Origin of the sequence: Microbacterium sp. APC 3901 (assembly GCF_030407765.1) — a bacterium.
GTDB lineage: Bacteria > Actinomycetota > Actinomycetes > Actinomycetales > Microbacteriaceae > Microbacterium.
In genome coordinates this window covers 52,766-74,410 of the sequence record NZ_JASDCU010000004.1, presented here as the reverse complement: position 1 = coordinate 74,410, position 21,645 = coordinate 52,766, and the positions used below count along the sequence as shown (strand labels likewise).

Here is a 21,645-nt window from a genome sequence, read left to right as displayed (position 1 = left end):
TCAGAGCCCGTTGCGGCGTGCGACCTCGCCCAGCCATGCGAGAGACGGCTTCGGCGCGCGCTCGAACGTCTCGTGGTCGAAGCCGATCAGCCCGAAGGTCGGACGGAATCCGCTGGCCCACTCGTAGTTGTCGAGCGCGCTCCAGTGCTGGTACGCCTTCACCTCGATGCCATCCGAGATCGCACGGTGCAGCCCCTCGAGCGCACCCTGCGTGTACGCGATGCGACGGGTGTCGTCGGCGGTCGCGATGCCGTTCTCGGTCACGAGCACCGGCACTCCGCCGCTGCGCTCCCAGGCGCTGCGCACGCCCATCTCGAGCGCCTCGGGGAAGAACTCCCACCCGGTGAGCGTCGTCTCGACATCATCGGCGACCGGCCGCGGCCCCTCGGGCCCGATGAAGGTGCGGGTGTAGGCCTGCACGCCGACGAAGTCGTCGCCGGCCGACTGGTCGAGGTACCAGTGATCGCGCGGATCGCCGTACTCGGCGAGCATCTCGTCGGCACCGGGCTCCCCGGTGGAGTGGAAAGCCTGCGTGGCGATCGTCCATCCGGCCTGCACGCCCGAGACGGAGTGCAGGATCTCTGTCGCACGGTGGTGCGCGTCGAGCAGTGTGTCGGCGACCGCGAGGTCGGGGTTCGGCAGTCCGAACGCGACGAGGTTCGCTGCATCCTCTCCCCCGGCGAGCATCGCCGCGATGTTCGGCTCGTTGATCGTGCAGACGTACTTCACGCCCTCGAGGATCGGGAGCACCGTCTCGACGTAGCGAGAGAACAGGTCGACCGCGTCGTCCGCACGCCAGAAGCCGTCCTTCTGGAACCACTGCGGCACCGTGAAGTGCATCAGCGTCACCGTGGGGTCGAGCCCGTTCTCGCGCGCCGTGTCGATCATGCGGCGGTAGTGGTCGAGCATCGCCCGCGAGACGAACCCGCGCTCGGGCTCGATGCGGGCCCACTCCATCGAGAAGCGGTATGAGTTCAGACCGGCATCCGCCAGCAGCCGCATGTCCTCCGGGTACCGGTGGAAGTGGTCGGCGGCGTCGCCCGAGGGCTCCACCATGGGCGAGCCCGGAGCATGCTCCATGGCCCACCAGTTGCTGGTCGTATTGTTCCCCTCCACCTGATGGGCTGCGGTCGCAGCACCCCAGAGAAAGCCGTCAGGGAATGTGAGCACGAGTGCTCTCCTCTCTATTTCGAGATACGGGATGGATTCGGCACGGCATCCAACAGCTGGACCGTGTAAGGGTCCTCCGGATGCTGAAGGACCTGAGAGGTCTCGCCGCGTTCGACGACGCGACCGCTGTTGAGCACGAGGATGTTCTCGGTCACGAGACGCGCGCTGAGCAGATCGTGCGTGATGTAGAGCATGCTGATGCCCCACCGCTCCCGCAGGTCTTCGAGCAGCGCGAGCACACCGGCTCGCAGCGACACGTCGAGCATCGAGACGGGCTCGTCGGCGATCAGCACCTGCGGATCGCTGGCGAGCGCCCGGGCGATGACGACACGCTGGCGCTGCCCGCCCGAGAGCTGATGCGGCAGCTTCGCCGCGAACTGCTCGACCGGCGTCAGGCCCACCGTCTCGAGCAGCTCGAGCACGCGAGCTCTCGCCTCCTGCCCTCGAAGCGGCGTGTAGTTGCGGATCGGCCGGCTGAGCGCGTACTCGACCGTGTGCAGCGGGTTCAGCGCGGCATAGGGGTCTTGGAACACCATCTGCACGTCCTTGCGCAGATCGCGGAGTCCCTTGCGACCCAGCGTCGCGACGTCGACGTCGCCGAAGCGCACGGTGCCCTCGGTCTGCTTCTCGACGCCCGTGATGAGCTTCGCGATCGTCGACTTGCCCGAACCGGAGGCGCCGACGAGCGCGAGCGCCTCACCCGGCTCCAGACGGAATGACACGTCGTCGACGGCGGTCACCGGCTGCTCGCCCCGACGCGGCGCCGGGTAGCGCTTCGACACGCCCTCGACCACGATCGCGGCATCCGCCCGGCGAGTGTCGCGCTGCGACACCGTCGGCAGGGTCTCGGTCAGGTCGGTGCGCGAGCGCCCCTCCCGACGGCGGGTGCCGAGGTCGACGAACCCGGGGATCGAGATCGACTCGGCCCGAGGATCGGCGTAGTGGCTCAGCAGCATCCGCGTGTACTCGTCCTGGGGGCGGTGCAGGACGTCGAGGCTCGGCGCGTCCTCGACGATCCGGCCCTCGTGCATGACCATCACACGGTCGGTGGCCTCGAGCACGATGCCGAGGTCGTGACTGATGAGGATCGCGGTGAAGTGCTCGGAGCGCTGGAGATCCTTGATCGTGTCCATGACGGCGTGCTGCACGAGCACGTCGAGCGCGGTGGTCGGCTCGTCGAACACCATCAGCTGCGGTTCGAGCGACAGCGCCAGCGCGATGGAGGCACGCTGGCGCATGCCGCCCGACAGCTCACCCGGATACCGCGACAGCACGAGGGGGTCGAGTCCGACCTTGCCGACCAGCTCCCTCGCTCTCGCATCGCGGGCGTCGCGGGCCACATGCCCGTGCGCGGTGAAGATGTCGCGGAAGTGGTTGCCGATCGTGCGGACGGGATTCAGCGCGTTCATGCCCGACTGCAGCACCATCGCGAAACCGCCCTGACGCTGCCGACGCAGCTCATCGGCGTCGAGCTCGCGGATGTCGCGGCCGTCGAACAGGATCCGCCCGTCGCTGATGCGAGCCGGCGGCTTCTGCAGCCGCGTCAGGGCGAAGCCGAGCGTCGACTTGCCCGAGCCGGACTCGCCGACGAGGCCGACGAACTCGCCACGACGCAGCGTGAATGAGACGTTCTCGACCGCGGTGACCGGCGTCGTACCCGGCGAGGCGTACTCGACGGACAGGCCTTGCACGTCGAGCAGGACGTCGTTGGGTTCCATGGCGCTCATCGGCCCTTCCCCTCTCGCAGGCGCGGATTGGAGATGCCGTCCACGCCGAAGTTGATCAGTGTCAGGCTCAGAGCGAGCAGGGCGATGCAGAGACCGGGGGCGAACAGCAGCAGCCACTGCCCGGTGAGCAGGGAGTTGGAGTTCTGCGCCCAGTAGAGCATCGTTCCCCAGCTGACGATGCTGGAGTCGCCGAGACCGAGGAACTCGAGTCCGGCCTCGGCGAGGATCGCCGCGGTCGCCGCACCGAAGAGCGTGCCGGCGATGATCGACGTCATGTTCGGCAGGATCTCGCGGAACACGATGCGCGCCCGGCTGTCACCCGAGAACTGCGCCGAGGTGACGAAGTCGTTGCCCCGCAGCGACTGGGTCTGGCTGCGCAGCACGCGCGCACCCCAGGCCCATCCGGTGACGACGATGACCGCGATGATCATCAGGATGCCGCCGTTCTGCAGGTAGGCGGCGATCACGATCATGAGCGGGAGACCCGGGATCACGAGGAAGAGGTTGACGATGAAGCCGACCACCTCGCCCAGGAAGCCGCGCATGTAGCCCCAGCTGAGACCGATCAGCACGGCGACGATCGTCGAGAGGATGCCGGCGGCCATGCCGACCAGCAGGCTCACCTGCGAGCCGTAGATCAGCTGGCTCAGCACGTCCTCACCCGCGGCGGTGGTGCCGAGCCAGTGCGCGGCCGACGCATCGGCGTTGCGCTCGAACGTGTTGACCTTCGGGCCGTACGGGGCGAGCAGCGGCGCGAACACCGCCACCACCACGAACAGCCCGAGGATGATGAGGCCCAATCTGGCCTTGCCGTTGGACCAGAGCGTGCCCACCATGCGGGCGAACGAGCGCCACGGGCTGGGAGCCGCGATCCGGTCGGAGGGAACCTTGACATTCATGGTGGAGGTCATCGGCGGGTCCTTGGATCCAGCACGCCGTACAGGATGTCGACGAGGAAGTTGGCGATGAGCACGCTCACGGTGATCATCAGGAAGAGCGCCTGCATGAGCGGGTAGTCCTGCCCGATCACGGCGTTGAAGAGGAGATAGCCGATGCCCGGATATCCGAACACCTGCTCCACGAGGATCGATCCGCCGACCACACCGCCGAGCGTGAGCCCGAAGCCGGTGAGGTTCGGCAGGATCGCGTTGCGTGCGGCGTATCGCAGGGCGATCGTGCGGCCGTGCAGACCGTTCGCCTCGGCGAAGGTCACGTAGTCCTCACCCAGCGTGTTGATCATCGCGTTGCGCATGCCGATGATCCATCCGCCGAGCGAGGTCAGCAGGATCGTCAGCGCGGGAAGGACCGCATGCTGCGCCAGGTCGACGATGAAGTCCCACGTGAATCCTGGCGTGGTCGTGGCCGCATACGCTCCCGTCGTCGGGAACCAGTGCAGCACATACCCGAAGAAGAACAGAAGCAGCAGTGCCGTCCAGAAATACGGGAAGGTGCTGAGGAACGATCCGGTCAGCGTCGGCAGGCTGTCGAGCCAGGTGCCGCGGCGCCACGCTGCGGCGGTGCCGATCAGTGTGCCGATCACGAACGCGAGGATCGTGACGATGCCGACGAGCCCGATCGTGTAGGGCAGTGCGGTCGAGACCATGCTCGAGACGCTCTGCGGATAGAACGTGTACGAGACGCCGAAGTCGAGCCGTGCCACCTGGCCGAGATAGGCCACGTACTGATCCCAGATCGATCCGGTGGGAACTCCGAGCTGGGCCTCGATCGCGGCGCGCGTCGCATCAGACACCGGACCGTTCTGCGAGAGCTTCGCGATCGCGGCGTCGGCCGGCGAACCCGGCATCAGACGCGGCAGGAAGAAGTTGAGGGTGATGGCCGCCCACAGTGTGAGGACGAACAGCCCGACCTTCTGGAGGATGTACTTCATCGGTCATCCTCCGTGACGCGCTCGAGCCGGGTGAAGATGCCCAGCGGTGCCGAGTCGTAGTTCTGCGGAATCATGTACGGGTCGTCCTCTGTGGGCCAGCCGGTGAACTTGGAGTCGTTGAAGAGGCCCCAGATCCCGCCGTAGTAGAGGCCGATGACGGGCAGGTCGTCGTAGACGATGCCCTGCAGCTCCTCCACGATCTCGGTCTGACGGGCAGGGTCCACGGTCTCTCGGTACTCCGCGAGCAACGCGTCAGCCTCATCCGAGCGGTACCGCTGGAAGTTGTTGGCGGTCGGTTCGCCGGACGGCACGTAGAACTCGCTCGAGAGCAGATTGTTGAACGCCTGGTAGACGTTGCCGTTGCCCATGCCGCCGATGGCCATCTCGAAGTCACCGTTGCTGATGGCGCTCTGATACCCCGCCGGCTGCGGGAGCTTGAGAGTCACCTTGACGCCGACGTCTGCGAGCTGGCTCTGCACCGTCTGCGCCGCGCGGGTCCAGTCCGAGAAGCCGTTGGCGGTGGTCAGGGCGAACTCGAGCTGCGTCCCGTCTGCGCTCACGAGCCGGTCGCCGTCGAGTGTGTACCCCGCCTCGGCGAACGCGGCGAGTGCGGCGTCCGCGTCCTGGGTGATCATGCCCTGATCGGGGATGTTCGGGTCGAGGTACTCCTCCTGGTTGGGGAGGATGAGCCCGGTCTGCCCCGCGGGTTCCATGTACCCCTCGGAGGCGGTCTCGGCGATCTCCTCGCGGTCGAGCGACAGGGCGATGCCGCGGCGCACGTTCACATCGTCGAACGGGGCGACTTCGAGGTTCGGCATGAGGGCGATGACCCCACCGGGCGGGAACCACCAGGCGTTGTGCTCGCTGGCGGCGCCCCACGTGCCCTCGACGTCGGAGATGAACGAGTAGGCCCAGTCGTATCCGCGGGTGACGGTGTCGAGCTGCGAGTTCGTGGACGGCAGGATGATGTGCTCGATCTCGATCTTGTCGGCCTGCCAGTAGTCGGGGTTCTTGTCGACCGAGTACTGCTGGTCGTTGTAGTTGCCGAGCACGAACGGCCCGGTTCCGACCGGGTTCTCGTTGCGATAGGTGCCGGGATCCTCGACGTCGGCCCAGAGGTGCTCCGGCACGATCATGGTCTGACCGAGGATCGGCAGCGACGGGGCGTCGTCGGTCTGCAGGTGCATGATCACGTCGTCACCGTCGACCTCGACGGTCTCGAGGTGCTGCCAGGCACCCTTGATGTCGAGCGAGGGGTTGTCCTTGAGCAGCTGGAACGTGAACGCCACGTCATCGGGCGTCAGCTTCTCACCGTCGCTCCACTCGACGTCGTCGCGGATCGTCATCACGACCGTGCGGGCGTCGGGCTGCGACCATTCGCTCGCCAGCCAGGGGTTCTCGGTTCCGTCGAGCGGGTTCACCAGGATCAGAGGCTCGTAGATCCACCGCGACGCGGTGCGCGTGTTGGTCAGATACGGGTTGAAGTTCCGCGTGAAGAACGGGTTCCCCTTGTCCGCATTGATGAGCATCGTGTCGTCGCCGATCGATGGATCGGGCTGTGAACTGATCTGGATGCTGCAACCGCTGAGCACGACGGCTGCTGCCGCCAGTCCCACGATCGCGGCTCTCCGCCAGCGCCGGAGCATGTGCGTCTTCGCCACACTGCCACCTCATGTCGTCTGTGTCATGAAGGGGGTCCCACGGGTCGGGGCGCCCCACGGCCAAGGCCGCATGAGTGATTGTAAGCGCATACATTTTGCGAGCGCAACCCCCTGGCAGCCATGGGGCAGGGGCGGATTGCCCGCCATCACGGGGATGGGAGCGGTGCCAAACCTGTCTTCATCGCGGCGAATCGCGAAGGGAGCGCACCATGCTCCGCAGTGCCCGGAGCGCAGCACCCTGCTCGTCGTCGGTCATGCCCGCGAGCATCCGCACCTCGACGGACCGCACTGCGGCCGTCGCCTGCGCCAGACTGCTCCTCCCCCGAGGAGTGAGCGTCGTCGGCAGCGCCTTGCCCACCGGAGCCGCGGGCGGTCTCGAGACGAATCCATCCCGCTCGAGCGCCTGCAGCAGCACGTTCATCGACTGCCGCGTCACGAATGCACCGCGGGCCAGCTCGGAGTTCGAGAGGCCGGGCCGCTGGGCGAGCAGTTCGAGACACGAGTAGTGCGTGATGGTCATGCCGAGCGGACGCAGCACCTCCTCCATCGCCGAACGCAGCGCGCTGGAGGCCTCCTTCAGGAGGTATCCGAGCGATGTGTCGAGGTCGATGCCGCCGGCTTCTTGACTCATGTCAGTATTCTGACATACATTGATCTGTGTCAGATAACTGACATCAAAGGAAAGAGCACATCATGCCCGTCACCGGACCCGACTTCATCTCCCTCCAGACTCGCGACCTGGCTGCGTCGCAGGCTTTCTACGAGCAGTACCTCGGCCTCGTCCGCTCGCCCACGGGCCCGCCGCATGCCGTCGTCTTCGAGACCACACCCATCGCGTTCGCACTCCGCGACATCGCCCCTGGCACCGACCTCGAGGGCGTCGACCAGCCGGGGATCGGTACCGCGATCTGGCTGCATGCCAGCGACGTGCAGGCGATCCACGACGCTCTCGCCGCCGCAGGGCATCCGATCGTCACGGCCCCGATCGACGGTCCGTTCGGCCGCACGTTCACGTTCGCCGACCCCGACGGCTACCGCATCACGCTGCACGATCGCGCCTGAGCGGGCGGTCAGGTCGCTCAGGCGGGGCGCTGCGAGCTCTCGCGGACGAGGATCTGCAGGGGCAGGCGCACAGTCATCGGATCGGCGTCCGGCTTCTCGAGGCGGCGTGCGAGCAGCTGCACGGCGGCGCGACCGAGATCGATCATCGGCTGGCGGACGGTCGTGAGCGTGGGGCGCGAGAGCGCGGCCGCCTCGAGCCCGTCGAAACCGGTGACCCTCACGTCATCGGGCACGCGGATGCCCGCGGAGCCGAATGCGTCGATCGCTCCGAGGGCCATCTGATCGTTGGCCGCGACGAGCACCGACGGCGCGCCTCGGGCGATGAGCTGCTCTGCGGCGGAATACCCCGATGCGCGGGTGAAGTCGCCGCGCAGCACCGTCACGTCATCCGTCGCGATGCCCGCCTCGGCCATGGCGGCGGCGAAGCCCTCCCACCGCTGCGCACCGTCTGGCGAGTCCTCCGGACCCGCCAGGAACGCGATGCCCCCGGGGTCGGCCTGTGCGAGCACGAGTCGGGTGAGCTCGGTCATCGCCTCGGCGTTGCTGACCGTCACGTGATCGTACCTGTCTCCCCGCGCGGGGCCCGAGAGCACGACCACCGGAATCCGCTGGGCGAGTCGGGCGAGCACATCGTCCGGCACACTCTGCGCCAGCACCATCAGCCCGTCGACCCTGCCGGCGATGTCACGCACGGTCTCCCTGGCGGGGTCGCCTCGGCCGACGCCGATCATGAGCACGAAGCCCTGCTTCCACGCCTCCAGCTCGGCACCGCGCAGCACCTCGTCGAGGAACAGCATGGTCGGATGCGGTGCGTCCGCGTCGGCAGAGGCCTGCTCGACCGTGAACGGCGGAACCTCGGCCTGATCTCCGGCGAGCACATCGAGCACGGGAGCGTCCTCTGAGGCGTCGAAACCCGGGAAGTACAGCCCCAGCACGCCGGTACGACGTTCGGCCAGGCCGCGCGCGCTGCCGCTGGGCACATAGCCGAGGGCAGCGACCGAGTCGAGCACGCGCTCCCGCGTCGCAGGGCGCACCGCATCCGGCTGCCGCAGCACGCGCGAGACCGTCGCGATCGACACTCCGGCGCGCTCTGCGACGTCGTAGACGGTCGCCTTCTTGGTCACGCTCGGTCCTCCTCGGGTCGCGTGTGCACCAGGGTACCCGGGAAGCGAGGCTCCGCCTGCGCGCAGGGTTCAGCGAACGGCGACGAGCGAGCCGTGGGGCCGTGCGCTGATCTCGCCCTGCTCCCGGCCGCGGGTCTCGGTCGAGACGACCGTGAATCCCGCATCGGAGAGAAGCTCGGCGAGCGCCGCCGCCGACCAGAAGAAGGCGGGGGCGACGGCGTGCGCGAAGCGCTTGCGCGGTTCTCCGTCGAAGAACCCGATGAGTATGCTGCCGCCGGCAGCGAGCGCGCGGGCGAACTCGGCGAGGATCTCCGGGAGCTCGGCCGGAGGCGTGTGGATCAGCGAGTACCAGGCGAGGATGCCGCCGACGGAGCCGTCGTCGAGCGGCAGCTCGCGGAACGAACCCAGCTCGAATGCCATGCCGGGATGCCGGCTCTTCGCGGTCGCGATGAACTCCGCCGACAGATCCACCCCCTGAGCGTCACGGCCGCCCCTGCCGAGGAACTCGGTCCAGTGACCGGGCCCGCAACCGGCATCCAGCAGCCGCCCCGGGGTCACGTCACGCCAGGCTCCGATGACCGCCGCATCACGGGCGTCCATCTGCTCGATCGCACCGGCCAGCTCGACGTACTCCGCCGCCCGCGCGTCGTAGGCGGAGCCGATCGCGGCGTCAGCGCCCTGCACCATCAGCGGCGAGCGGCGAGCGCTGCCTGATACAGGTCGCGCGACGACAGGCCCGTGGCCGCGGCGACCTCGGCACAGGCCTCCTTCAGACGCACGCCGGATGCCACGAGACTCTGCACCTGCGCGAGCGCGTCGTCCGCAGACGCCTCACGATGCGGCGCGCCCTCGACCACGACGACGATCTCGCCCTTGACGCCCGCCGTGGCCCACTCGACGAGCTCGGCTGAGGTGCCTCGGCGCACCTCCTCGTAGAACTTGGTCAGCTCGCGGCATACGGCGATGCGGCGGTCGTCACCGAATGCGGCACCCATGTCGGCGAGCGAAGGAGCCAGCCGGGCGGGAGATTCGAAGAAGACCATGGTGCGAGGCTCGGCGGCGAGCGCCCTCAGCGTCGACCGCCGGTCCCCCGGCTTGCGCGGCAGGAACCCCTCGAACGTGAAGCGATCGGTCGGCAGCCCTGAGATCGAGAGGGCCATCAGCACGGCACTGGGGCCGGGGATCGCCGTGACCGTCACGCCCTGGGCGACGGCTTCGGCGACGAGGCCGTAGCCGGGATCGCTGATCGCCGGCATCCCCGCGTCGCTCACGACGACGACGTCGGTCTCGATGGCGAGGGTCGCGAGCTCCGCCGCCTTCTGCTTCTCGTTGTGGTCGTGCAGTGCGATCAGCCGCGGACGGTTGGAGATCTGCAGAGCCTGCAACAGCTTCTGCGTGGTGCGGGTGTCCTCGGCGACGACGACCTCTGCGTTCTCCAGCACTTCGACGAGGCGACGCGAGACATCCCCCAGGTTTCCGATCGGTGTTGCGGCGAGGATGATCACCCGCCCAGCTTAGGCGGGACCCATCGGCGGAGTGTCTAGGCTGGTGCGGTGACCGCGCCCCTGCCCCTGCTGCCTCCGCCCGAGCAGCGACTGACGCGCTACGGGCGACTGCGCGACCGCGTGCTGCAGGACCCTGACTGGGGGCGCATGATCCGCTGGTTCGCGCCGCTCGTCGTGACCGCCTTCGCTGCGGTGCTGCGTCTGGTCAACCTCGGGCACCCGCACCAGCTCGCCTTCGACGAGACCTACTACGTCAAGGACGCCTGGTCGCTGTGGACTCTCGGGTACGAGGGCACCTGGGGCAAGGATGCGAATGAGGCGTTCATCACGCTGCAGCAGCTGCCTCTGTCTGACGCAGGGTCGTTCATCGTGCATCCGCCCCTCGGCAAGTGGCTGATCGCCCTGGGAATGGCCGTCGGCGGACCCGACAATACGGTGGGCTGGCGCATCGCGACGGCTCTTCTCGGCGCGGCCACGGTGCTGCTCACCTACCTGGTCGCCCGCAGGCTGACCGGCTCGATCGTGGTCGCGACCGTCGCCGGCACTCTGCTCGCCGTCGACGGCCTGAGCATCGTGATGAGTCGTACTGCGCTGCTCGACGGGCCGCTGACGTTCTTCCTGATGCTCGGCGCCCTGTTCATCCTGATCGACCGCGACCGGTCGATCACTCTGCTCGAACGCACCGCACCGGACTCCCCCGAGCCGATGTGGGGTCCTGTGCTCTGGCGACGCCCCTGGCTGATCGCGGCGGGTGTCGCCCTCGGCGCGGCGTGCGCGGTGAAGTGGTCCGGCCTGTACGCGCTGGCCGCCTTCGGTCTCTACGTGGTGGTCACGGATGCTCTGGCGAGACGCCGCGCCGGCGTCGTCCTCTGGCCCACTGCGGCGGCGTTCCGCCAGGGGCCCGTCTCGTTCGTGCTGCTGGTGCTGCCGGCGTTGGCCACCTACCTCGTCAGCTGGACGGGGTGGCTCGTCACCGCAGGCGGCTATGCCCGTCAGAGCGACCCGAACCCCTTGATCGCCCTGTGGAACTATCACGAGGCGATCCTGAACTTCCACGTCGGTCTCAGCAAGGGGCACCCGTACGCGAGCCCCGCCTGGGAGTGGCCGTTGCTGCTGCGGCCCACGGCGGTCTGGGTGGGCAGCGATCCCGGGCCCTGCGGCGTCGATCACTGCATCGCGGTGATCTCGACGATCCCCAACCCGATCATCTGGTACGCCGGTGTCGCCGCGGCCCTCTACCTGATCAACCGGCTCGTGCGTGGGTGGATCCACCGCACGCCGGTCGGCCCCGCGTTCACGTTCCCGCTCGTCGGACTCGCGGCGACCTACGTCCCCTGGCTGATGTTCCCCGAGCGGACGATCTTCCAGTTCTACACGGTCGCGATGGCACCGTTCCTGGTGATCGCGCTCGCGGTCGTTCTGCGTCAGATCGCCGGGCGACGAGAGGACACGCTGCATCGCCGCCAGTCAGGTGAGCGCACGGTGATGATCTTCCTCGCCGTCGTGCTGCTGGTCTCCGCGTTCTTCTACCCGGTCTGGACCGGCATGAGCGTGCCCTACGACTTCTGGCTGCTCCACAACTGGCTGCCCGGCTGGATCTGACCTCTCACACGGTGCCGCGGGTCAGACGGGCGACGACCAGCAGCACGGCGGTGAGTCCGATGGTCAGCAGGAGCTGCACGCGTGCTGCCTCGTCGGTCATCGAAAGTGCGATCACACCGGCGAGCAGCGCCAGGCACAGCCACGACAGCCAGGGGAAGCCCCACATCCGCATCGGCATCTCGACCCCCGTTCGATCGGCACGACGGCGCAGGATGATCTGCGAGACCGCTGTAGCCGTCCAGATGACGAGGATCGTGGACCCCACGACGTTCAGGAGCGCCGGGAGCACCACGTCGGGGAACGCCCAGTTCAGTCCGACCGTGATGAAGCCGAACGAGACCGAGGCGAGCACGGCCACGACCGGCACGCCCTTGAGCGTGGTGCGGGTCGCTGCCAGCGGCGCGAGGCCGCGCTCGCCCAGCGAATAGGCCATGCGCGATGCACCGTAGATGTTGGCGTTCATCGCCGAGAGCAGCGCGATCACGACGATGAGGTCCATCACGAGCCCGACGCCCGGCACCCGCAGTGTGTCGAGCACGGCCGAGAACGGACCATCCTCGACGGCCGGATCGTTCCACGGCAGCACCGACACGATCACGAAGATCGAGCCGACGTAGAAGATCAGGATGCGCACGAGCACCTCGCGGACGATCCGGCGGATGTTGCGCGACGGGTCGTCGGACTCGGCCGCGGCGATCGCGACGACCTCGGTGCCACCGAACGCGAAGACCACGATGAGGAGAGCGGCAGCGATGCCGCTGAGGCCGTTCGGCGCGAACCCGCCGTTGTCGACGAGGTTGCCGATACCGCTGCCCGTCACCCCGGGGATCAGACCGAGGATCGCGCACACTCCGACGACCAGGAAGACGATGATCGCCGCGACCTTGATCGCCGCGAACCAGAACTCGAACGTGCCGTAGTTGCGCACCCCGAAGAGGTTCACCGCGGTCAGCGCGACGACGAAGACGAGCACCCACACCCACGCAGGGATGCCGGGGATCCACGCCGCCACGATCGCGCCGGCACCGGTGGCCTCAGCCGCGATCACCACGACGAGCTGGATCCAGTAGAGCCAGCCCACCGCGCTGCCGGCGCTGCGGCCCATCGCCTTCTGCGCGTAAGAGCTGAAGGCGCCCGAACTCGGACGGGCGGCGACCATCTCGGCGAGCATCGCCATGATCAGCACCACGATCGCACCGGCGACGAGATACGAGATCAGCACGGCGGGGCCGGCGATGCTGATCGCCTGACCCGAGCCGACGAAGAGACCGGCGCCGATCGCGCCGCCGAGCCCCATCATCGAGATCTGCCTGCGGGTGAGCCCCGGGTGCAGCCCCTTGGTCGTGGTCGTGGTGGGGGGAACCTCGGTGGTCATGCGCGCCTCCTGAAGCGGGGCGCGAGGTGGCGCCTGCCATCGCGCAACATTAGACCGGATGCCGGACGGCAGCCAATCGGCACCCACCGAGCTCTCAGCGCTCGAGCACCATCTCGGAGGGGTCGCTCACCGGCAGTCTGCACACGAAGGCTCGACAGTCGAAAGCCTGCTCGACCGCGCTTCCCTTGCCCTCGAACAGCTCGAACCCGGCATCCGCGAATGCCCGCGCCTGCGAAGGAGTGACGACCGCGATCACATCCGCATCGGCCGTGCGCGCCCTCGAGGCGAGGGCACCCCCCGGCTCCCCCGTGACGACGACGAGCTGCCTCGGCGCATCGACCAGCCCCGCGGCGACCCGCAGCAGGCTGCCGTGTGCGAACGGCTGACCGATCGCCGACCCGGAGTGCTCGCGCACCCGCACCGCGGCAGCTTCGCGATAGCGGTCCCCCGCCCCGAGCCGCCAGGCGGTGAGCGATGCGGCGGCGACCGCGGCCGCATCCGAAGGCAGGTCGCCGTCGGTCTGATCGGGAGAGACCGCGATGCCGTGCTCGGCGAGCAGCGGGTCGCCCTGGATGCCCGCGAGCGCCACGTCGAGCAGAGTGCGCCCCTCGACCGCCCAGCCTGCCTCGCCCGTGGCGACTGCGAGCACGAACAGGCCGTCGGCGAGCAGGGCGACGTCGGCCACGGTCGCGACGGCCTCGGATGCTGAGCCGTCGAGCGAGGCACGCACGAGCGCTCCCGAGGGCCCACGGTTGACCCGCAGCACATACTCCGCGGCGTCGATCGCCGCCTGCACCCAGGCGGTCTCGCCGTAGGTCGCACCGGCACGCGCGAGGGCCGCGACCGCGAGACCGTTCCATCCGGTGATGACCTTGCCGTCGACGGCGGGAGGTTCGAGGCCTGCCCGCTCCGACACCGGCCGCAGGTAGTACCCGCCCTCGCTGCGCTCGCCGTCGATCCACGATTCCGAGTCCTGAGCGGCGCCGAACCCGCCGCCCTCTCGGCGCAGCGTCCCCACGAGGAAGTCCGCGATGCCTCGCGCCGTCGTCTCATCTCCCGCGTCGAGAGCGATGTCGAGCAGTTGAGCGTTATCGGTCAGCATCCGCTCGTAGTGCGGCACGGTCCAGTCGCGCCGGGTCGCGTAGCGGAAGAATCCTCCGTCGGCGTCGCACAGGGCCGACGCCGACATCGCCGCGAGCGCCCGGTCGGCGGAGGCCGCGGCATCCGGAGCCTCCCGCCGCACCAGCGGCGTCTGCAGCAGGCTCAGGGTCGTCGCGACGGGGAACTTCGGGGCGCCGCCGAACCCGCCGAACTGGCGATCCTCACGCGCGGCGATCGCCTCGGCCGCCCCGGCGAGCGCCGCAGCGTCTGGCAGCTCCGAGGGCATGGCCGCCCCCGCCCTGGCGAGCGCATCGGTCACGGCATCCGCCGACTCCTCGGCCTGCGCCCGGCGCAGGGTCCAGGCCTCATGAACCGCGGCGAGGACGTCGCGGAACGCGGGCATCGGCTGTCGCGCCTCGGGCGGCCAGTAGGTGCCCGCGTAGAACGTGCGACCCCGCGGGGTCGTGAAGACTGTCAGCGGCCACCCCAGGTTCTGCGTGAACGCCGACGCTGCGGCCATGTAGGCGCCGTCGACATCGGGATGCTCTTCACGGTCGACCTTGATCGCCACGAAGTCACGGTTGATCAGGGCGGCCGTGTCGGGGTCGGCGAATGACTCCCTCGCCATCACGTGGCACCAGTGGCAGGTCGAATAGCCGATCGAGATCAGCAGCGGCACGTCACGGCGCTGTGCCTCCGCGAACGCCTCCGACCCCCAGGGATACCAGTCGACGGGGTTGTCGGCATGTGCGCGGAGGTAGGGGCTGAGCGTGTCGGCGAGCCGGTTCGTCATACGCCCACGCTACGCCGATCAGCGCACGACGAGCCCGTCAGGAGACGAGCAGCTCCGCCGGTCGGGAGGCGGCGTAGCCGACGAGCGGCAGCGCACGGTCTGCAGCGAGGTCGATGCGCGCGCGGAGCACGTCGGACGCGATCACGTAGCCGTCGAAGTCGGTGTCGCTGGCGTAGACGCCGAGCGGCAGCGTCAGCGCCTGGAAGAAGGCGAACAGCGGCCGCAGCTGGTGCTCGATGATCAGCGCGTGGCGCTCGCCGCCTCCGGTAGCCGCGAGCAGTACCGGCTTGCCGACGAGCTCGTACTGGCCGACGAAGTCGAACAGATGCTTGAACAGACCGGTGAAGGACGCGCGGTACACGGGGCTGCCCACGATCAGCAGGTCGGACGCCTCGATGGCCACGAGCTTCTCCTCGACGCTCGCCGGCAGCTGGTCACGACGGAGTGCCCCTGCGAGCGACGGGCCGATGTCGGTGAGCTCGATGACCTCGATCTCGACCTCGGCGCGCTCGGCCATCGCCCCGGCGATCGCACGGACGAGTGCCGTGGTCTTGCTGGGCTCGTGCAGAGAACCGGAGACGGCGACGACGCGATAGGGAGCAGTCATGCCGTTGACGCTACTCACGACGACGCCCCGTGTCGCGGAAAGCGACACGGGGCGTCATCTGTCGAAACGCGGCGCCTCAGTTCACGTCGTCGGGGTGCGAACCAACGCGGCCGGAGCCGTCGAGCGGGTCGAGCGCGTCGATCTTCGCCATCTCCGCATCCGTCAGCTCGAAGCCGAACACGTCGAGGTTCTCGCGCAGACGCTCGGCCCGCACCGACTTCGGGAAGACGATGAACCCCTTCTGCAGGTGCCAGCGCAGCACCGCCTGAGCGGGGGTCACGTCGTGAGCGGCTGCGGCCTCGGCGATCGCCGGCGTGCCGAACAGGTCGTACTTGCCCTGGCCGAGCGGCCCCCACGACTCGATGCGGATGCCGTGCTCGGTCGCCCAGTCGACGACGTCGCGCTGCTGGTAGGCCGGGTGCAGCTCGATCTGGTTGACCGCCGGGGTCACGCCGGTCTCGGCCACGACGCGCTCGAGGTGCGGCACGAGGAAGTTCGAGACGCCGATGCTGCGCGTGAGACCGGCGTCGCGCAGCTCGATGAGCTTGGCGAACGCGTGCACGTAGTCGTCCTTGGCCGGGGTGGGCCAGTGCACGAGGTAGAGGTCGACGTTCTCGAGCCCGAGCTTCTCGAGGCTCTCGGCGATGGCCGCGTTCGGCTCGTCGCCGTGGTGACGGTCGTTCCAGAGCTTGGTGGTGATGAACAGCTCGTCGCGGGGGATGCCGGAGGCCGCGATGGCCGCGCCGACGCCCTCCTCGTTGCCGTAGATGGCGGCCGTGTCGATGTGGCGGTAGCCGATCTCGAGCGCCTGGCTCACGGCGCGCTCGGTCTCGTCGGCCGGGACCTTGAACACCCCGTAGCCGAGCTGCGGGATGGAATGGCCGTCGTTCAGTTCGAGTGCAGGAATCGTCATGGTTCCACCCTACGACCTGTGATGACAGGTGGCCCCGGGGGGACGGCGGCCATCCTCGCCGCAGCCCACCCGACGAGTCGTTCGAGGGGCCCCCGCCCGAACAGGATCGACCAGAGCGACGCGACGAGAAGGAGCACGACCGCGGTGGCGGCCCAGAAGGCGTTGCTCGAGAAGAAGCCTCCGGGCCCTGCGATCAGCGCTACCGACACGACGTGCACGCTGTATGCCGACAGCGGCATCGACCCCAACGACCCCAGCGGAAGGAGCACGGCGCGCAGCGGCCCACTGAGCAGCAGGCACAGCGCGATGACAGACAGGGCGAACCCGCCTGAACCCAGGATCTCGGCCGTCCCGCCGGAGTGCGGATCGACGGCGAAGATCGCGCGGACGACGGCGCCACCGGGGTCCGCCGCGGCCAGAGCATCCGGATACGTGTTCCACCCCGAGGCCCCCTCTCCGTCTGTCATCCACGAGGAGGACCTGATGCCGGCCACAGCCCCGACGAGGCCGAGCCCGTAGCCGACGAGCATGAGCCCGACACCGATGCCGAACGTGACCGCCGCGGTCTCGAGCTTCTCGACGTGCAGGCGTCCGAGAGCCATGCCGGCGAAGACGAAGGCGAGCCACGCCGTGATCGGGTACGAGCCGTAGAGCACCAGACTGATGCCCGCGCCAGAGGGGTCGAGCGTGAGCGCGGCCAGCAGTGCGAGCACGGCCGGCGCCGCGAGCGCCAGGATGCCGGCGGCGATCAGCAGCTTCCACGGCTGCCACCGGACGAACGGGATGACGGCCACGTAGAGAAGCCCGTAGACGGTGAGGATCACGGCGATCGGCGTGTTGAGCATCTCGAGGGCCAGACCGATCATGAAGATCACCGCGCCGCGACCGACGAGCTGCAGGCGGATGCTCGGCATCCGCTCCGGCTCCGGGATCGCGCTGCGTCCCGTCATCAGGGCGATGGAGATGCCGGCGAGCACGGCGAACAGGATCGACGAGCGACCGTGCACCAGGTCGGTCCATGTCGACAGGTCTGACGGATCGAATGCCTCGGTCTCGCCGATGTGCGCGCCGGCCATGCCGAGGATCGCGAGCCCTCGCGCGACGTCGAGCCCGAGGATGCGGGGAGCGCGCCCGAACTCTCGGAACCACCGCGTTGCGGGGAGGGGCTTCGACACAGTGCTCACGGATGAATCGTACGATGGGAGTTCTATGCCTTCCCCCGTGATCTTCTATCCTCCCGAGCTGCCGGTCAGCGCTGCACGGGAGGAGATCGCCGATGCCATCCGCGACAATCAGGTCGTCATCGTCGCGGGTGCCACGGGCTCGGGCAAGACGACCCAGCTTCCGAAGATCTGCCTCGACCTCGGGCGTGAGCGCATCGCCCACACGCAACCCCGACGACTCGCCGCCCGCACGATCGCCGAGCGGGTCGCCGAAGAGCTCCAGGTCGAGCTCGGCTCCCTCGTCGGCTACAAGGTGCGCTTCACCGACAAGGTGTCGGACGAGACGCGCATCGCACTGATGACCGACGGCATCCTGCTCAACGAGATCCACCGAGACAGGCTGCTGCGCCGCTACGACACGATCATCATCGATGAGGCGCACGAGCGCTCTCTCAACGTCGACTTCCTGCTCGGCTACCTCGTGCGGATCCTTCCCGAACGCCCCGACCTCAAGGTCATCATCACCTCGGCGACGATCGACCCCGAGAGCTTCGCCCGTCACTTCGCCTCGCCTGACGGCGTGCCTGCGCCGGTCATCGAGGTGTCAGGGCGCACGTTCCCGGTGGAGATCCGCTATCGCGCCCAGACCGAGGATGCTCCGGCAGGCTCAGCAGCCCAGGAGGCGGAGGCCGACGAGGTGACCGCGATCGTCATGGCGCTGCGCGAGCTCGACCGCGAGGAACCCGGTGATGTGCTGGTGTTCCTCCCCGGCGAGGCCGAGATCAGGGATGCGGCGGACGCCGTGCGCGGCGCCTACTCGAAGGACCGCTCCCCCACCGAGGTGCTGCCTCTGTACGGCCGGCTGTCGGCCGCCGAGCAGCACCGGGTGTTCGAGAAGAGCCGTGTCGCGGGGGTGCGGCGGCGGGTCGTGCTCGCCACCAACGTCGCCGAGACCAGCCTCACTGTTCCCGGCATCCGCTATGTGATCGACACCGGCACCGCCCGCATCTCGCGGTACAGCAACCGCTCCAAGGTGCAGCGGCTGCCCATCGAGGCGATCTCGCAGGCATCCGCGAACCAGCGCTCCGGGCGTGCCGGGCGCACGAGTGATGGCATCGCGATCCGCCTGTACAGCGAAGAGGACTTCGAGAGTCGGGCGGAGTTCACCGAGCCCGAGATCCTGCGCACGTCGCTCGCCTCGGTCATCCTGCAGATGCTGTCGCTCGGGTTCGGCGACATCACGGCCTTCCCGTTCCTCACCCCGCCGGACTCCCGCGGCGTGAAGGCCGCCGTCGATCTGCTCACCGAGCTGGGCGCCGTGACCGGAAGCGGCGACACCCCGCGCCTCACCCGCATCGGTCGCGACATCTCGCGCATCCCGATCGATCCCCGCTTCGCCCGCATGCTGATCGAGGCGGGCCGCCCCGGCGCGGCCGACGTCACGCGAGACGTGCTCGCGATCGTCGCCGGCATGTCGATCCAGGACGTGCGCGAGCGCCCCTCGCAGGAGGCGCCGCAGAGCGTGCGCGACGAGGCCGACCGCATGCACGCGCGGTTCGCCGACCCGACGAGCGACTTCCTCTCGATCCTGAACCTCTGGAACCACCTCAGAGAGCAGCAGCGCGAACTCGGCTCGAGCGCCTTCCGTCGGCTCTGCCGGTCGGAACACCTGAACTACGTCCGCGTGCGCGAGTGGTTCGACGTGCACCGCCAGCTGCGCTCGCTGGTGAAGGAGAAGGACTCCCGAGGCACCGGCACCGCTGATCCGGATGCGATCCACCGCGCCTTGCTCGCCGGTCTGCTGTCGCAGATCGGCATCCTCGACGAGCGCAACACCGGCAAGGGCCTCGACCCCAAGAAGAAGAGGATGGCGGAGTACCGCGGCGCCCGCGGCATCCGCTTCTCGATCTTCCCCGGCTCGGCGCTGCGCAAGAAGGCCCCGCAGGCGGTCATGGCCGCCGAGATCGTCGAGACCTCCCGCACCTATGCGCGCACGGTCGCCGCGATCGATCCGGCCTGGGCCGAGGCGCTCGCCGGCGACCTCGCGAAGCGTCAGGTCACGGAGCCGCACTGGTCGAAGGATGCGGGGGCCGCTGTCGCCTACGAGAAGGTGACGCTCTTCGGGGTCGAGATCATCCCGCGCCGCCGCGTGCAGTTCGCCCGCATCGACCGCGCCGCCTCACGCGAGATGTTCGTGCGGCATGCGCTCGTCGAGGGCGAGTGGGACCCGACGCGCATCGACAAGCGGGTCAGCGCGTTCTGGCGCAGCAATGCCGAGCTGCGCAAGCGCCTCGAGAAGCTCGAAGAGCGCGAACGCCGCCGCGACATCCTCGCCGGCGACGAGTCGGTCTTCCGCTTCTACGACGAGCGGATCCCTGCCGACGTCTTCGACGTGCGCTCGTTCGAGAAGTGGTGGCGCGAGACCCTGGCCGCCACACCGAAGCTGCTCGTGATGCGCGAGGCCGACCTGCTCGACGACGAGAGCAGGGCCGATCAGAGCGAGTTCCCCACGCGGTGGACCCAGGGCGATCAGGTGCTCGGTCTCGCCTACCGGTTCGAGCCGGGTGCCGCCGACGACGGCGTGAGCGTCGTGATCCCGCTCCCCCTGCTCGCGCAGATCGAGGACAGGGGCTTCGACTGGCAGGTGCCCGGCCTCCGCGCCGAGCTCGTCACGGGCCTGCTGCGCGCTCTGCCCAAGGCCATCAGGCGGCATGTGGTGCCCGCGGCCGACTGGGCAGACAAGTTCGGGGCCGAGCTGGCCGGAGACGGCCCGGAATCGCACGGCGGCCTCCCGAACCGCACCCTGAAAGAGGCGCTCGCCCGCCTCATCCAGCCCCTCGCGAACCAGCTCGTGTCTGCGGCGGACTTCGAAGACGACCGAGTGCCCGCGCACCTGCGCATGAACTTCCGCGCCGTCGACGAACGCGGGCGCGTCGCAGGATCGAACCGAGACCTCAGCACGCTGCAGGCAGAGCTCGCCGATCGGGCCCGCAGCAGCGTGGCCCGCTCGATCGCGGCCCCGCCCCGCCGACCGGGGCCGTCGAAGGGTCCGCAGCCGGCCGCGGCTGCCGCCGCCTCCATCGAGCAGGACGGCCTGACCGCCTGGACGTTCGGCGAGCTGCCCGAGGTGCTCGACACCCGGGTCGCCGGCGGTGTGGTGCGCGGGTACCCCGCGATCGTCGATCAGGGCAAGACCGTGTCGGTGCGTGTCGAATCGACGGCGGATGCCGCGAGCGCGGCCACCCGGGCCGGTGTCCTGCGACTCGTGCTGCTCGGTGTGCCCTCCCCCTCGTCGTATGTGCAGCAGCACCTGACCAGCCCGGAGAAGCTCGCACTCGCCGCATCGCCGTATCAGTCCGCAGCGGCCCTCATCGAGGACTGCCGCGCCGCCGTGGTGCAGAGCGCGATCGACCGACTGGCCCCCGGGGGCATCGTGCGCACCCAGGCCGAGTTCGAACGCGTGCGCGACGCCGTCTCGGCATCCCTCGTCGACGAGCTCTTCGCCTGCGTATCGCTCGTGGCCCGCATCCTCACGAAGTCCCGAGACGTCGAGCGCGGCATCAAGTCGCAGAACTCGCTCGCTCTGCTGGGCCCGCTCAACGACATCCGCACCCAGCTCTCGGGCCTGCTGCATTCCGGGTTCGTCTCGGCGGCGGGCGTCGACCGCCTCGCGCACTTCCCCCGGTACCTCGACGGCATGCTCGACCGGCTGAAGACCCTGGCGAACGCACCGGGCAAGGACCGCACACGCATGAGCGAGTTCGAGCGCATGGCGAAGGTGTTCGAGGATGCCGGGGGGACGATCCCGCTCGCACCCGGCGCACCTGCCGCGCTCATCGAGACCCGCTGGCTGCTCGAGGAGTATCGCGTGAGCGTGTTCGCGCAGCGGCTCGGCACCGCGCAGCCCGTCTCGCCGCAGCGCATCATGAAGGTGCTGGCATCGCGGGGGTAGCC

At 68.9% G+C, this 21,645-nt stretch carries 17 protein-coding genes; 3 read left to right on the top strand and 14 right to left on the bottom strand.

Annotated elements, in window-relative coordinates:
* From QMA07_RS04840 to QMA07_RS04815, 6 genes are all read right to left on the bottom strand, one after another.
* On the bottom strand, positions 1–1,170 hold the full coding sequence (locus tag QMA07_RS04840; protein WP_290160350.1) for a family 1 glycosylhydrolase: 1,170 nt from the start codon (positions 1,168–1,170) through the stop codon (positions 1–3).
* A gap of 14 nt (positions 1,171–1,184) precedes the next feature.
* Positions 1,185–2,897, bottom strand: a complete 1,713-nt coding sequence (locus tag QMA07_RS04835) for an ABC transporter ATP-binding protein (protein WP_290160348.1) — start codon at positions 2,895–2,897, stop codon at positions 1,185–1,187.
* A complete protein-coding gene (locus QMA07_RS04830; RefSeq protein ID WP_042537384.1) occupies positions 2,894–3,808 on the bottom strand; it encodes an ABC transporter permease in 915 nt (304 codons plus the stop codon). Before QMA07_RS04830 ends, QMA07_RS04835 begins: the two co-directional genes overlap by 4 nt.
* Positions 3,805–4,785 carry an ABC transporter permease gene (locus QMA07_RS04825; protein ID WP_290160346.1) on the bottom strand — a complete coding sequence of 327 codons (981 nt, stop codon included), beginning with the start codon at positions 4,783–4,785 and terminating at the stop codon, positions 3,805–3,807. The genes QMA07_RS04830 and QMA07_RS04825 overlap by 4 nt, the downstream gene beginning before the upstream one ends.
* Entirely contained in the window at positions 4,782–6,446 is a 1,665-nt protein-coding gene (locus QMA07_RS04820; RefSeq protein WP_290160344.1) for an ABC transporter substrate-binding protein, read from the bottom strand. The genes QMA07_RS04825 and QMA07_RS04820 overlap by 4 nt, the downstream gene beginning before the upstream one ends.
* A gap of 178 nt (positions 6,447–6,624) precedes the next feature.
* The gene (locus QMA07_RS04815) at positions 6,625–7,077 is read right to left on the bottom strand and encodes a MarR family transcriptional regulator (RefSeq protein ID WP_290160342.1); all 453 of its coding nucleotides are present in this window, start codon (positions 7,075–7,077) and stop codon (positions 6,625–6,627) included.
* Between the two features lie 62 nt (positions 7,078–7,139).
* On the opposite strand from QMA07_RS04815, the gene QMA07_RS04810 reads away from it, so the two are divergent.
* On the top strand, positions 7,140–7,508 hold the full coding sequence (locus tag QMA07_RS04810; RefSeq protein ID WP_290160340.1) for a VOC family protein: 369 nt from the start codon (positions 7,140–7,142) through the stop codon (positions 7,506–7,508).
* A 17-nt stretch (positions 7,509–7,525) separates the two neighbouring features.
* On the opposite strand, the gene QMA07_RS04805 is transcribed toward QMA07_RS04810, so the two are convergent.
* The 3 genes from QMA07_RS04805 to rsmI form a co-directional block, all read right to left on the bottom strand.
* The gene (locus QMA07_RS04805) at positions 7,526–8,632 is read right to left on the bottom strand and encodes a LacI family DNA-binding transcriptional regulator (protein WP_290160339.1); all 1,107 of its coding nucleotides are present in this window, start codon (positions 8,630–8,632) and stop codon (positions 7,526–7,528) included.
* A gap of 69 nt (positions 8,633–8,701) precedes the next feature.
* Entirely contained in the window at positions 8,702–9,319 is a 618-nt protein-coding gene (locus QMA07_RS04800) for a class I SAM-dependent methyltransferase (protein WP_290160338.1), read from the bottom strand.
* Positions 9,319–10,137 carry a 16S rRNA (cytidine(1402)-2'-O)-methyltransferase gene (rsmI, locus tag QMA07_RS04795; RefSeq protein ID WP_290160336.1) on the bottom strand — a complete coding sequence of 273 codons (819 nt, stop codon included), beginning with the start codon at positions 10,135–10,137 and terminating at the stop codon, positions 9,319–9,321. Before rsmI ends, QMA07_RS04800 begins: the two co-directional genes overlap by 1 nt.
* Positions 10,138–10,185: 48 nt before the next feature.
* Here rsmI and QMA07_RS04790 point away from each other — a divergent pair, with 48 nt between their 5' ends.
* Positions 10,186–11,739 carry a phospholipid carrier-dependent glycosyltransferase gene (locus QMA07_RS04790; protein WP_290160334.1) on the top strand — a complete coding sequence of 518 codons (1,554 nt, stop codon included), beginning with the start codon at positions 10,186–10,188 and terminating at the stop codon, positions 11,737–11,739.
* A 4-nt stretch (positions 11,740–11,743) separates the two neighbouring features.
* On the opposite strand, the gene QMA07_RS04785 is transcribed toward QMA07_RS04790, so the two are convergent.
* The 5 genes from QMA07_RS04785 to QMA07_RS04765 all read right to left on the bottom strand — a co-directional run bounded on the left by QMA07_RS04785 (position 11,744) and on the right by QMA07_RS04765 (position 17,712).
* Positions 11,744–13,114, bottom strand: a complete 1,371-nt coding sequence (locus QMA07_RS04785; protein WP_290160333.1) for an amino acid permease — start codon at positions 13,112–13,114, stop codon at positions 11,744–11,746.
* 94 nt (positions 13,115–13,208) lie between these two features.
* Positions 13,209–15,008, bottom strand: a complete 1,800-nt coding sequence (locus QMA07_RS04780; RefSeq protein ID WP_290160332.1) for a DUF255 domain-containing protein — start codon at positions 15,006–15,008, stop codon at positions 13,209–13,211.
* A 37-nt stretch (positions 15,009–15,045) separates the two neighbouring features.
* Positions 15,046–15,615, bottom strand: a complete 570-nt coding sequence (msuE, locus tag QMA07_RS04775; RefSeq protein ID WP_290160330.1) for an FMN reductase — start codon at positions 15,613–15,615, stop codon at positions 15,046–15,048.
* A 76-nt stretch (positions 15,616–15,691) separates the two neighbouring features.
* Complete coding sequence (locus QMA07_RS04770) at positions 15,692–16,528, bottom strand: aldo/keto reductase (RefSeq protein WP_290160329.1); 837 nt, start codon at positions 16,526–16,528, stop codon at positions 15,692–15,694.
* Entirely contained in the window at positions 16,525–17,712 is a 1,188-nt protein-coding gene (locus QMA07_RS04765; protein WP_290160327.1) for a heparan-alpha-glucosaminide N-acetyltransferase domain-containing protein, read from the bottom strand. The genes QMA07_RS04770 and QMA07_RS04765 overlap by 4 nt, the downstream gene beginning before the upstream one ends.
* A 25-nt stretch (positions 17,713–17,737) precedes the next feature.
* Here QMA07_RS04765 and hrpA point away from each other — a divergent pair, with 25 nt between their 5' ends.
* Complete coding sequence (gene hrpA, locus QMA07_RS04760; protein ID WP_290160326.1) at positions 17,738–21,643, top strand: ATP-dependent RNA helicase HrpA; 3,906 nt, start codon at positions 17,738–17,740, stop codon at positions 21,641–21,643.
* Positions 21,644–21,645: the final 2 nt, after the last annotated feature.